This window comes from Herbiconiux sp. FW305-C-125 (assembly GCF_058783455.1).
The window spans coordinates 1-12,588 of the sequence record NZ_JBYSYO010000022.1; the positions used below are offsets into that span (position 1 = coordinate 1).

Genomic DNA, 12,588 nt, shown 5'->3' on the forward strand with positions numbered 1-12,588 from the left:
CCCCGAACCCCGGAAAATCAGGGCAGAACGACCAACGACCGCCGAATCAGCGCTCAAGTGGCACGAGTCAGGTCAGGCAATGTCTGTGCGGCTCCCAGACTGCCACAGCAATTCATCTTCCTACAAATACCAATAACATCAATATTTATGCGCTCGCCGACATAATGTATTGGTAGAGGAATGCGGTCCCATGATTCAGTGGGTCTCTGTTCCCCGTGGAGCACGTCCTCGGCATTCCCCTAGAGCACCTCCTTAGCCAAGGCCAGAACCGTCTTCAGTGCGGAGCTCCGAGATTCCGAACGTCAAGCCATTCGAAGAAACACCTCCTTGAAGGGATCCACGACCGGCAAGCATGAGAACTCATCGGTGTGGGTGTTCTCCGCGACAGAGAATATCGTGAGGTGCGCGCCCGCTTTAGTCGCGACGAGCGAAAGGGTCGTCCAGGTGTCGGGTGTGATCCGGGTTGCCATGTGTTCAAAACCAATTGGGGGGCACAATCGCATGAACCGATCCGTGAGTACTGATCCAACATGAGGGGGCAATGTCACGAAATACTCCTCAGACATCCCGGCGCTCATCGACCGCTACCTGGATGGCGCCATCAAACTCCACGAGCTTGTCTCCCGCCGCCTGCCCCGAGAAGCACAGGACGCATTCGACGATCTCTCCTCTGGTATCGTGCTCCGGACGCTGCTGATCCCCCAGCCTAAGCGCCCCGACCGTGCCGTCGCGCTCCGATCGCCCGCATCGTCGACAGAGGGGTCATCGCATGTCAGCTACGTCGCATCCGCATTTCTGCGGCACCCTCGGCCCCGTCGGGCTGACCTTCTTCGGCGTCACCTACATGATCATCGCGGTCGTATTCACGACATACGGTGTCGTGAACCAGGTGACCGACGGGCATCTCCCCACCGCCTACATCCTCGCGATCATCGCGATGCCCTTCACCGCTGCCAGCTACCCCACCCTCGCTCGGAAGTACCCGGTCGCGGGCGCCACGTATACCTACACCCAGCAAGCCTTCGGCGGGCTCGTCGAGCTCCTCACCGGCTTGGTGATCCTGCTCGACTACCTCTTCATCCCGATGATCAACTTCCTGGTCATCGGCATCTATCTGTATTCGCAGTTCCCCGCCGTGCCAAATGGGCGTTTACGATGGCGACGCTACTGATTGTGTTCACCTTGAACCTGCTCGGCATCTCCCTGGTGAACCGGGTCAACTTCATCGTGATCGCCCTATCGGTGCTGCTGGTGGTCGTGCTCATGGTTCTCGCGTTCAAGAAGACGCTGCGCGGGGACACCTTGGTGAGACTCCTCGAGCCTTTCACCTTCGGGCAGCGCGGTATCGGTGGGATCGCCTCAGGAGCTGCGATCCTCTCACTCTGGTTCCTGGGCTTCGTTGCCGTCTCCACCCTCGCGGAGGAGGCGCGGAACACCCGCCGCGACATCCCGCGAGCGATCGTCGGCTCGACGCTGCTGGGCGGCCTGCTGTTCGTGCTGGTTTCCTGGTCGGGCGCCCTGGCGTGGTCGCCCAACTGGCAGGCCCTCTCTGCTGACGAAGTGGAAGCGGTCGGCGTCAGCCTCGTCAGGGTGCTCGGCGGCGCGCCGTTCGCCGCGTTCTTCATCGCCATATATGTGGTGAGTTGCTTCGGCAGCGCAATGACCGGGCAGGCATCCGTTTCGCGGTTGCTAATCGCTGTGGGGCGCGACGGTGTGCTGCCCCGGCCGCTCACCAAGCTGCACCCCGGTTCAGCACACCGTTTGTCGTAGTGATCGTCGTGTCGGTGTTCGCACTGGCCAGCCTGGTACTCGACTTGAATACGGCGGAGTTTATGATCAGCTTCGGCGCCCTCGCGGCGTTCGCGATGGTAAACCTGTCAGCCATCAAGGACGAGTTCCTCCGGAAAGACAGGACGGGGAACCGCGCGAAGGGAGGCGTCCTGCTGCACCTGGTCTGCCCGCTGATCGGGTTCGCGCTCACGGTCTGGCTGTGGACGTCGCTGGAGCCCTCGACCTGACTCGTCGGCTGCATTTGGCTGACCATCGCCGCTACCGAGACGCCGGGTCTCAGTGAGTCCGTCCCGAAGCTCGACTTCTCCGGCGAAGCGCCCACGACCATCCAGATCGATTAGCTCAGAGGAATCGAGGCGGCCGCCGACCGGTGAGGCAGTTGGGTATGCGCGCAGTACAGCTGGCGGCGCCTACAGGACTTCGTCGGCGAGTGCCAGCACCGTGGCGAGTGCGGGGTTCCGCGAATCGGCGCGCCAGGCCATGCGCAGGAGCACCTCGTCGAATGGGTCTGCGACCGGGAGGAAGGAGAACCCGTCGGTGTGGGTGTTCTCTGCGACCGATGAGATCGTGAGATGAATGCCGACCTCGGCTGCGACGAGTGACAGCGCCGTCCAGGTGTCGGGGGCGACCTGCGCGATGAGGGGGTCGAAGCCGGCAGCGTGGCTGAGTCGGAGCAGCCGGTCTGTAAGTACTGATCCGGGCTGCGGGGGGAGCGTCACGAAGTAGTCGGCGGAGAGCTGATCCATGTGGACCGAGTCAGCGCCGGCCAAGGTGTGGGTCTTCGGGACGGCGACGACGAGTTGCTCGTTGATCAGAGTGCGGGTTCTGATGCCGGCTGGGACGTAGTCCCAGCGGCCAATGGAGATGTCCGCCTCATCGTTCAGGAGCCGGTTGATGGCGGGCTGGGCGAAGTTCTGGCTGGAGAGCTCGAGGGATAGGTCTGGATGTTTGAGACGCGCAGCGCGGGAGAGCTGGCCGACGAGAATCTGTGTGGAGGCGCCAGCGAAGGCGATACCGACATGCCCGAGTTCGCCGCTCTGAGCGGCGCGCACATCGTGCGCGGCATGCTTGAGTTCGTTGAGAATGCGGCGGGCCGGGCCGAGCAGAGCCTCCCCGGCCGCAGTGACCTCCACGGAGCGCGTCGTGCGGTGGAACAGCTCCGCGCCCAGTTCCTTCTCCAGTGCCTTTATGGTGCGGCTTACCGGAGGCTGCGCCAAATGGAGGCGTTCGGCCGCTCGCCCGAAGTGCAGTTCTTCCGCGACGGCGACGAATGCTCTGAGGTCCTGAATTTCCACTCGCCAATGATAGCACGAGGATCATATATCGTGTCGTATTTGCTTCATTTCAGGTCTCAGTGCGACGAACGATTGGAGAGGGACATATGTGCTGAAGGTATCAATAACGTGAAAATAGGTATTTGACGTGCACTAATCGCGCCTGACAAGGTGAAAACATCGAAAACGGTTCAACGGAAGAACGGTCCCGAGGTAGACGGTGGAAGATCACAACAGACTTGAAGAACTACTCGCGCGTTCGGGGCAGGGGCCGTTGAGCGGCACCATCATCGCTGACTTCGGCAGGGTGCTGGCCGGGCCCTACTGCACTATGCTGCTGGCGGACATGGGGGCGACCGTCATCAAGGTCGAGAGTCCGATCGGGGACGAGACCCGTGCTTGGATGCCGCCGGAGCATGAGGGCAAGTCGACTTACTACCTCTCGATCAACCGGAACAAGCTGTCGATCGAACTGGACTTCAGCGACCCCGGGGATCTCGCGACCGCACGCGAGCTCGCAGCTCGCGCGGACGTCGTAATCGAGAACTTCAAGCCCGGCGGTCTCGAGAAGTTCGGGCTGGACTATCAGAGCGTGGCGGCTCAGAACCCGGACGTGATTTTCACCTCGATCACCGGGTTCGGTACCGCGGGCGGGGCGAGCCTTCCTGGATACGACCTGCTCGTCCAGGCTGCCTCCGGGCTCATGAGTCTCACCGGGGCGCCGGAGACCGAGCCGTTCCGTGCCGGCGTCGCGGTCGTCGATGTGTTCACGGGTATGCACGCCTGCATCGGTATCCTCGCCGCCCTCAACCACCGGCGAGTGACCGGTGAAGGGCAGCGGGTGGAGGTCAATCTGATGAGCTCGGCACTGTCGGGCCTGGTGAACCAGACCGGCGCTTACGCCATCGCAGGCGTCGTTCCGACCCGCATGGGCAACGAGCATCCGAGCATCTACCCTTACGAGCCGATCGCCACCGGAGACGGGGAGATCGTGCTCGCGATCGGCAACGACAGGCAGTTCCGGGTGCTCTGCCGGGAGCTCGGCACGCCTGAACTCGTCGAGGATCCGCGCTTCGCGTTCGCGCCCGACCGCAGCCGCAACCGACTCGATCTGCGTCCGCTACTCGAAGCCGCGCTCTCGCATGCGACCGCCACGGAGTGGTTCGAACGGCTCACCGCAGCGGGGATCCCGTGCGCGCCGATCCAGGACGTCGCAGCCGGTGTCCAGTTCGCCGAGCGCATCGGCCTGGATCCGATCATTCAAGCCGGATCCGGGGATGACTCTCTGTCCGGGATCCGCAACCCCATCACCTTCTCACAGACCCCGGCGACCTACGACAAGGCGCCCCCCGAGCTAGGCGCAGATACCGAGCTGGTGCGGCGCTGGCTCGCGGGCTCCTCGCCGCTCGCATCGATCTCAGCAAAGGAAGCAACAGCATGAGTGCACTCAACAGGTCAGGCGTCAACGTGGATTTCTACGGCGTCGAGGACTACCTCGGTGAGGAGGATCGCGCGCTCGTCGCGAAGGTGCGAGCCTTCGTCGATTCTGAGGTCACCCCGATCATCAACGAGTACTGGGAACAGGCGGACTTCCCGTACCAGATCCTCCCGAAGTTCGGGGAGCTTGGCATCATCGGCACCGCGATCGAAGGGTACGGCTGCCCAGGCCTGACCCGGTTGCAGGCGGGACTGGTCGCCATGGAGCTCTCCCGCGGTGACGGGAGCATCAACACGTTCAACGCCGTGCACTCCGGCCTCGCGATGGGGACGATCAACCTACTCGGCAGCGACGAACAGAAGCAGCGCTGGCTGACCCAGATGGCGAAGCTCGAGAAGCTCGGCGCGTTCGCGCTGACGGAACCCGATCACGGTTCCGACTCCGTGGCTCTTGAATCCAGCGCCCGCCTCGACGGCGACCACTACGTTCTCAATGGCTCGAAGCGGTGGATCGGCCTCGGCCACGTCGCAGATCTCGTCATCATCTGGGCGCGCGACACCGCCGACGACAAGGTCAAGGCGTTCATCCTGGAGAAGAACGAGGACGGCAGTTACCCGTCCGGATACCACGCGGAAGCCATCCAAGGGAAGATCGCCAAGCGCGCGATCCAGCAGGCGCAAATCACCTTCGAAGACCTTCGGATCCCCGCCGAGAACAAACTCGAAAAGTCTCAGTCGTTCCGCGATGTCGGGGCGGTGCTCAACCGCACCCGCAGCACCGTCGCCTGGGAATCGTTGGGACACGCGACCGCCGCCTACGAGGCGGCAGTGCAGTACGCGTCCGAGCGCGTCCAGTTCGGCAGCCCGATCTCACACTACCAACTCGTCCAGAACAAGCTCGCCAACATGCTCGCTGACCTTACAGCGATGCAGCTGGTCTGCTTCCGTGCCGGCGCCCTGCAGAACGAAGGCCGCCTAAGCAACGAGCAGGCCTCGCTCGCGAAGATGTTCACTGGCGATAAAGCGCGGCAGCTATGCCGCGATTCCCGCGACCTGCTCGGCGGCAACGGCTTGCTGCTCGAGAACCACGTCGCCCGCCATCTCACGGACATGGAAGTCGTCCACACCTACGAGGGCACCGATTTCATCCAGTCCCTGATCGTGGGCCGCGAGATCACTGGGGTCTCCGCGTTCAAGCGGTAAGGACGGAGCGAGATGGGCGAGTACATCGTCATAGGCGCAGGACTCGCCGGCGCCGCCACCGCGTGGCGTCTCGCCCAACGCGGGCAAGACGTGACCCTGCTGGAGCGGTCGGCACCAGCCAACCCGTACGGCAGTTCGCACGGCTCCGCGCGGATCTTTCGCTACGCCTACCCGAGCGAGCTCTACACAGGGCTCGTTATCCGTTCCAAGCCGCTGTGGGACGAACTCGAACGGGAGAACGGTGCACGTCTGATCGAACCCACCGGCGCCCTCGACCATGGCGCGGTGAACGATCCCGTCGGCCTCGCCCGTGTCCTGGACGCGCTGGGTGTCGAGCATGAGCTACTGCCAGAGGCGGAGGCGGGCTCGCGCTGGCCGCAGTACGGCTTCGACGGCGCGGTACTCTATCACCCCGGCGCTGGAGTGCTTGATGCCCGCAACACGGTCGAGGCGTTCGTTCGCCTGGCCGCCGCAACCGGGCGGGTCAGACTGCTCACGAACTGGACCGTCAGCTCTATCGAGCGGCGCACCGGCGGCTTCCGCGTCGAATCCACGGTCGGCGACGTCGTCGAAGGCGAGAAAGTGGTCGTCGCGGCCGGCCCGTGGCTTCCAACCCTTCTGGACTCGCTCGCTCTGCCTGCCGGGTTCATCCACTCACTGCCGTCTTTCGAAGTGCGTGAGGAGCAGGCGTTCCACTTCCCCTACCACGACGCCGGCGCTTCCGGCGCACCCTATCCGGCTTGGCCGACGTTCATGCACGAGAACGAGACGGTCGACATCTACGGTCTGCCAGGCGGCCGCGACGCCGGATACCACGGCCTCAAGATCGCGCACTTCAATGGCGGAACCGTAATCCCGAGCATCTTCGACCGCACCGGCCAGATCCGGCCGGAGGCCAGGCAACGAGCTCGCGACTACGTCAAGGAATGGGTGCCCGGTGTCGAACCGGATTCCTACGCGGAAGCGACGTGCATGTTCACCAGCACGCCCAGCAGCGACTTTCTGATTGACGAGGCCGAAGGCATCGTCGTCCTGTCCGCCTGCTCCGGCCGTGGTGCGAAGTTCGCTCCGCTGCTCGGCGAGCTCGCCGCCGACCTTGCTACCGGCGCCGGGACCGTCCCTGACGAGTTCCGTGCCGCGTATCACTCCAGGCGCTCCGCAGCCTGACCCACCTTACTCACAGAAAGACCACGGTTCACCCCATGACCTCGACGTTCATCTACGATGCCGTCCGCACCCCTTTCGGACGCGCCGCCGGTGCGCTCTCCGGGATCCGCCCTGACGACCTCGCCGCGGTCGTCATGAAAGCCGCCGTCGAGCGCACCGGCGTCGATCCCGCACGTATTGAAGACGTGATCTTTGGAGACGCGAACCAGGCCGGTGAGGACAACCGCAACGTCGCCCGTTTCGGCGCCCTCCTCGCGGGCTTCCCCTCCTCGGTCACGGGCGTCACCGTCAACCGGCTTTGCGCATCGTCCGTGGAGGCCGTGATCCAGGGTTCCCGGGCGATCGAGTCGGGGGATGCAGAGCTGATCCTCGCCGGCGGCGTGGAGTCCATGTCCCGTGCGCCCTTCGTTCTCGAGAAGTCCCCGAAGCCCTGGCCGGCGGTCGGCAACCAGACGCTCTGGAACACTTCCATCGGGTGGCGCATGGTAAACCGGGCCCTGCCCAAGCATTGGACCATCTCCAACGGCGAGTCCGCGGAGAAGATCGCCCAGGAGTGGGGGATCACCCGTGAAGCACAGGACGCGTTCTCGGTCCGCTCGCATGAGCTCGCCGCGAAAGCGTGGGCGGAGGGCCGCTACGACGCCGAGATCGTGCAGGTGCCCGGCGCTGAGATGGCGCGCGATGAGGGCATCCGCGACGGCAGCACCGTTGAGAAGCTCGCCGGTCTCAAAGCGCTGTTCGCCGCCGACGGTACCGTGACGGCCGGGAACTCGTCCTCGATCAACGACGGTGCTTCCGCGGTGCTGCTCGGCGCCGAGGACGCCCTCGACGCCGAACCGCTCGCGCGGATTACCGGACGTGCCGCCCACGGCGTCGACCCGGACATCTTCCCGATCGCGCCGATCGAGGCCGCGAACAAGGCGCTGGCGCGCGCGGGACGGACCTGGGCGGACGTTGACCTCGTCGAGCTGAACGAAGCCTTCGCCTCACAGTCCCTGGCCTGCCTCAAAGGCTGGCCCGACTTCGACCCGGAGAAGCTCAACATCCACGGCGGCGCCATCGCCATCGGTCACCCCCTCGGCGCCTCAGGCGGCCGGATCATCGGTCACGCCGCCCACGAGCTCAAGCGCCGCGGCGGAGGAGTCGCAGTCGCCGCGATCTGCATCGGCGTCGGCCAAGGGCTCGCCGTTGTTCTTGAGCGGTAACTTATGGCCGTAGTGTCAATGCTGTTCAGTTCATTCGTCTCGGGTGGTACGCAGCTCAGAAGCTGCACTGGACTCTAAGCGGCCAGGTTACCTTTTGGCTGATTTAAGAGTACCTAATCAAACGGCTTTGGCCTCCGTCATGACCTTGCCAGCGTTGGATGGCAGAGGGGGATCTTGCTCAGAGCCGTACCGCAGCAAGCTCGATGAATGTAGGTGGTTCGCTGTCACACTCAGCAGCATGGGAGCGGCTTGAAGTTTGCAGGGTTCTTTCTTCGAGCTCATCTTCCGACTCACATATCTTGCAAACATGGCTGAAGCGCCACGACTCGACTCTGATTTGACCGCGTAGCGCGGGGCAGTCGAGGCCACCTATCGAACGTGAAAGGTGGCCTCCGATGACAGTTTCGATGCGTCGCATGACGGCGGGCGATGGGTACAAGTACCTCCTGAAGTCGGTCGCGTATGGCGACGGCGATAGAGCCTTGTCGACCCCGTTGACTCGCTACTACAGCGAAGAGGGAACCCCACCCGGCAGATGGCTCGGTTCTGGCCTGAGTGGCCTCGCGGACGGTCAGATTGTGGGCGGGGATACGGTGACCGAGACGCAACTCCAACTGCTCATCGGGATGGGCCGCGATCCCGTGACGGGTGATGCGCTTGGGCGACCTTACAGCCAGTTCCAGACGCTCGATGAGCGCGTTGCCGCTCGCATTGCCGCGCTCGATCCTGAACTCACGCCATCACAGCGCGCCGAAGCGGTCACGGTGATTGAGGCGGAGGAAGCGGCGAAGAAGAGCCGTAAGGCGGTCGCTGGTTACGACTTCACTTTCTCGATTCCGAAGTCAGCATCCGTGTTGTGGGCGGTGGCTGATGGGGGCACGCAACAACTCATCTGGGAAGCGCACCATGCCGCGATAGCTGATGTGTTGCAGTTCATGGAGCGCGAGGTCACTGCAACACGGGGAGGAGCGCGCGGCCCTGACGGTGCGGTGCTGCAACTCGACGTCGCTGGGGTTGTTGCAGCCGCGTATGACCACTACGACTCCAGGTTGCAAGACCCCTACCTGCATACGCATGTGGTGGTGTCGAACAAGGTGCAGCACGCCCAGACCATGCGTTGGCTCGCGCTTGACGGGCGACCTCTGCACGCAGCGACGGTCGCGCTGAGCGAACTTCATGAGGCGATCTTCGCTGACTCACTCACCCGGCTGCTTGGGGTCTCGTGGGAGTCACGCGAGCAAGCTGCTGGTCGGAACCAGTCGTGGGCGATCAGTGATGTGCCGGAGGAATTGATCAAAGCGTTCTCGAGTCGCGCACGCGATATTGAGGTCGAGAAAGAACGCCTTATTGCGGAGTTCGTGGCACGGCACGGCCGCAGGCCGTCGTCGGCTCAGGTCATCAAGCTGTTGCAGGAGGCCACGCTCGCAACACGCCCCGAGAAAGACGTGCGATCGCTGGATGACCTCACGAGCGAGTGGCGGGATCGTGCAACAGTGATCCTCGGTGAAGATGCGACGGCGTGGGCGATCAGTGTTGCGTGGCAACACGACCCCAGAAGCTCGGGCGTGCGGTTGTTGCGCGCCGATGATGTACCACTCGACATGATCGCAGCCCTCGGGAAGCAAGTGATCGAGACCGTGGGCGAGAAACGTTCGACCTGGCGACGCTGGAACCTCATGGCCGAAGCAGCCCGGCAGTCCATGTGGCTCAGGTTCGCGTCAAGCGAGGATCGCGAGGTCATCGTCGGCATGATCGCGGATGCCGCCGAGCAAGCATCGCTCAGGCTCACCCCGCCCGAACTTGCCGTCACACCCGCCGAGTTCCGGCGCGCTGATGGCTCCACAAGATTCCGGCCGAAGCACTCGACACTGTTCTCATCGACAGCGTTGCTTGCGGCGGAGGATCGGCTGATCGCGAGAGCGCGGGGCATGGCCGGCCCCAGGCTCGCGCTCGACACGATCGAACGCTTCGCGAACGAACCCGATAATGAGGGGCGCACGCTCGGCCCCGACCAACGCGACGCACTCGCCCGGATCGCGGTCTCAGGCCGCACCGTCGATGTTCTCGTGGGGCCTGCAGGTACTGGGAAGACTACGACGCTGGGCGCATTGCGTCGTGCCTGGGAATGGAAGCACGGTGAGGGGTCAGTGGTTGGGCTTGCCCCGTCAGCAGTCGCGGCAGGAGTGCTCGCTGATGAACTCGGCGTCCCGACCGATAACACCGCGAAATGGCGGGAAGTGTTCGAGCGCACCGGGCAGACCTTCACACGCGGTCAGCTGGTGATTCTTGATGAGGCGTCGCTTGCGGGTACGCACTCGCTCGACCTCATCACCCGTGAGGCTGAGCGGGTCGGAGCGAAAGTGCTGCTTGTTGGTGACCCGGCACAGTTGCAGTCGGTCGGCGTGGGCGGCGCGTTCACCCTGATCGTGAACGACCGCGCTGAGGGCACGCCGGAGTTGACGGAGGTGTGGCGGCTGAAACACGACTGGGAGAAACGCGCCTCGCTCGAGTTGCGCCACGGCCGCGTCCCCGTGATCGACACCTATATGGAGCATGGCAGGATTAGGGGCGGCACCATTGACGAGATGGCCGAGGCTGCGTACTGGGCCTGGTGGGAAGACCGGCAGGCCGGGCGAGGAACGATCCTGATCGCAGAAACCGTCGAGAATGTCACCGAACTGAACCAGCGGGCACGCCGCGACCTCATCGCCCACGGCTACGTCGCCGCTGAACGCGAGATCGAACTGGGCGACGGCAGCCGCGTGAGTGTGGGAGACACGATCATCACGAGGAAGAACGACCGCCGCCTGCGCTCGGCACACGGATGGGTGCGCAACGGTGAACGCTGGGTCGTGACGAACGTGCGCGATGACGGCTCGGTCTTCGTGCGGCCACCCACCATGCGGCGCGGGGGCGGGATCTTGTTGCCCGCCGCCTACGTTGCCGAGCACCTCGACCTCGGCTACGCCGTCACCGCGCACCGTGCCCAGGGCGTCACCGTCGATACCGCACACACACTCGTCGAAGCCACCACGACCAGGGAAGTGCTCTACGTCTCCATGACGCGCGGCAGATACTCGAACCGAGCCTATGTCGCCACGGATCGGCTCGATCCCGCGCACAGCGTGCCGCAGCCCGGCGAGAACCCCGACGCGACTGCCCGCACCGTGCTCCAGGGCGTGCTTCAGCATGTCGGGGCTGAACTCTCGGCACACGAGACGATCACTGCCGAGCAGGAACGATGGGGCGGGATCGCGCAGCTTGCCGCTGAATACGAGACGATCGCCGCCGCCGCGCAACAGGACAGGTGGGCGCGGTTGCTTGCGGTATCCGGGCTGACCGACGCGCAGGTAGACGAGGCGGTGAGTGCGGAGACGTTCGGGGCGCTCGTCGCCGAACTCCGACGTGCCGAGGCCAGCGGGCACCCGGTCGATACGCTCATGCCGAGGATTGTGCGGGCGCGTGGCTTCGCGGATGCCGACGACATCGCCTCCGTACTGCACTACCGACTCGAACAAGCCGTAACGAGGCTCGGCGCTGGTAGTGCGCTGCCGCGCGCTCGGTTCATCGTAGGACTACTGCCCGAGGCGGTCGGAGAGATGAGCGCGGATATGCGTGCCGCACTCGATGAGCGGCGGGAACTCATCGAAGCGCGCGCCGCCGCGATCATCGACACCGCCCTCGAACGCGGCGAACAGTGGGTGATCGCTGTCGGTGCCGCGCCGGAGAATGAGCAGGATCGGGCGCGCTGGCGATCAGGGCTGATGACCATCGCCGCATACCGAGACCGGCACAGCATCGACCCCAGGGAGGCGCAGCCGCTCGGAGCCGAGCCGGAGAGCATCGGGCAACGCATCGACTACGAACGCGCCGGGGTGGCGCTCATCCGTGCCCAACAGATCGCCCGCCAAACAGCGCAGTCTGACGCGCCGAGGCCGACAGCCGGGCGCGAGCATCGAGGCCCGACACGATAGCGAACACGGTCAGTCAAGCGCACCTCGTTCTCATCCCGAGAGCCGTGAGCGAGGAGTGAGCGATGGCCGTGAAGCGAGCACCCGTCGACAAGTTCCTCGACTCTGGCTATCCGTCAGGAACTGCAGCGCGCAAAGCACGATTCGTGAACGCGCTACTCCGATTCATCGCAGACGATTACCCGGAGGACAGATTCACGAACCAGCTCTACGAGGGCCTCTACAACTCGGGCTACTTCGGGTTCATCGCCCACTACGACCGTGCAGGGTTCTACTACGAGCAACTCTCCACACCAGAGCGGCGCACCAGGTTCCTCACTGACCTGCGCCGCTCGTGCGACCGAGACCGCCATACTGAACGGCCCGACATCTGGAGCGACGTGAAAGCCGTGCTCGCCGAACGCTTGAACCCATCCGAACCTCAGACCGCGCGTGCCGCGCGAACCGCTCGAACGGCATCCGGCCTGACTCGTGCCACTTGAGCGCTGATTCGGCGGTCGTTGGTCGTTCTGCCCTGATTTTCCGGGGTTCGGGGTCGGC

Annotated in this window: 10 protein-coding genes; 9 read left to right on the plus strand and 1 reads right to left on the minus strand. The window is 64.2% G+C overall.

Annotated features, from left to right (window positions below):
- The first annotated feature begins 769 nt into the window (after positions 1 to 769).
- The 3 genes from AC3WLB_RS23990 to AC3WLB_RS24000 are packed head-to-tail and all read left to right on the plus strand — an operon-like array spanning position 770 to position 2,018.
- Entirely contained in the window at positions 770 to 1,171 is a 402-nt protein-coding gene (locus tag AC3WLB_RS23990) for an amino acid permease (RefSeq protein ID WP_228145541.1), read from the plus strand.
- Positions 1,156 to 1,770, plus strand: coding sequence for an APC family permease (locus AC3WLB_RS23995; RefSeq protein WP_228145540.1), 615 nt, complete (start codon positions 1,156 to 1,158; stop codon positions 1,768 to 1,770). Before AC3WLB_RS23990 ends, AC3WLB_RS23995 begins: the two co-directional genes overlap by 16 nt.
- Positions 1,770 to 2,018 (plus strand): hypothetical protein, encoded by a 249-nt coding sequence (locus AC3WLB_RS24000; protein WP_228145539.1) that lies wholly within the window; start codon positions 1,770 to 1,772, stop codon positions 2,016 to 2,018. The genes AC3WLB_RS23995 and AC3WLB_RS24000 overlap by 1 nt, the downstream gene beginning before the upstream one ends.
- 183 nt (positions 2,019 to 2,201) lie before the next feature.
- On the opposite strand, the gene AC3WLB_RS24005 is transcribed toward AC3WLB_RS24000, so the two are convergent.
- Positions 2,202 to 3,086 (minus strand): LysR family transcriptional regulator, encoded by an 885-nt coding sequence (locus tag AC3WLB_RS24005; protein ID WP_079941030.1) that lies wholly within the window; start codon positions 3,084 to 3,086, stop codon positions 2,202 to 2,204.
- Positions 3,087 to 3,339: 253 nt separating this feature from the next.
- On the opposite strand from AC3WLB_RS24005, the gene AC3WLB_RS24010 reads away from it, so the two are divergent.
- The 6 genes from AC3WLB_RS24010 (at position 3,340) to AC3WLB_RS24035 (ending at position 12,530) form a co-directional block, all read left to right on the plus strand.
- Entirely contained in the window at positions 3,340 to 4,506 is a 1,167-nt protein-coding gene (locus tag AC3WLB_RS24010; protein ID WP_253036098.1) for a CaiB/BaiF CoA transferase family protein, read from the plus strand.
- Positions 4,503 to 5,705 carry an acyl-CoA dehydrogenase family protein gene (locus tag AC3WLB_RS24015; protein WP_079941028.1) on the plus strand — a complete coding sequence of 401 codons (1,203 nt, stop codon included), beginning with the start codon at positions 4,503 to 4,505 and terminating at the stop codon, positions 5,703 to 5,705. Before AC3WLB_RS24010 ends, AC3WLB_RS24015 begins: the two co-directional genes overlap by 4 nt.
- Positions 5,706 to 5,717: 12 nt before the next feature.
- Positions 5,718 to 6,872 carry an FAD-dependent oxidoreductase gene (locus tag AC3WLB_RS24020; RefSeq protein ID WP_285465403.1) on the plus strand — a complete coding sequence of 385 codons (1,155 nt, stop codon included), beginning with the start codon at positions 5,718 to 5,720 and terminating at the stop codon, positions 6,870 to 6,872.
- Positions 6,873 to 6,907: 35 nt separating this feature from the next.
- Complete coding sequence (locus AC3WLB_RS24025) at positions 6,908 to 8,077, plus strand: thiolase family protein (protein WP_079941026.1); 1,170 nt, start codon at positions 6,908 to 6,910, stop codon at positions 8,075 to 8,077.
- A 395-nt stretch (positions 8,078 to 8,472) separates the two neighbouring features.
- Positions 8,473 to 12,051: a MobF family relaxase gene (gene mobF / locus AC3WLB_RS24030; RefSeq protein WP_079941024.1), complete on the plus strand. Its 3,579-nt coding sequence runs from the start codon at positions 8,473 to 8,475 to the stop codon at positions 12,049 to 12,051.
- Positions 12,052 to 12,113: 62 nt separating this feature from the next.
- On the plus strand, positions 12,114 to 12,530 hold the full coding sequence (locus AC3WLB_RS24035) for a hypothetical protein (protein ID WP_492510421.1): 417 nt from the start codon (positions 12,114 to 12,116) through the stop codon (positions 12,528 to 12,530).
- Positions 12,531 to 12,588 lie beyond the last annotated feature (58 nt).

What these genes read in the sequence shown, in the direction of transcription:
- AC3WLB_RS24035 (WP_492510421.1), top strand. Translation starts at nt 12,114, where the DNA reads ATGGCCGTGAAGCGAGCACCCGTCGACAAGTTCCTCGACTCTGGCTAT.
- AC3WLB_RS24020 (WP_285465403.1), top strand. Translation starts at nt 5,718, where the DNA reads ATGGGCGAGTACATCGTCATAGGCGCAGGACTCGCCGGCGCCGCCACC.
- AC3WLB_RS24015 (WP_079941028.1), top strand. Translation starts at nt 4,503, where the DNA reads ATGAGTGCACTCAACAGGTCAGGCGTCAACGTGGATTTCTACGGCGTC.
- AC3WLB_RS23995 (WP_228145540.1), top strand. Translation starts at nt 1,156, where the DNA reads ATGGCGACGCTACTGATTGTGTTCACCTTGAACCTGCTCGGCATCTCC.
- AC3WLB_RS23990 (WP_228145541.1), top strand. Translation starts at nt 770, where the DNA reads ATGTCAGCTACGTCGCATCCGCATTTCTGCGGCACCCTCGGCCCCGTC.
- mobF (WP_079941024.1), top strand. Translation starts at nt 8,473, where the DNA reads ATGACAGTTTCGATGCGTCGCATGACGGCGGGCGATGGGTACAAGTAC.
- AC3WLB_RS24025 (WP_079941026.1), top strand. Translation starts at nt 6,908, where the DNA reads ATGACCTCGACGTTCATCTACGATGCCGTCCGCACCCCTTTCGGACGC.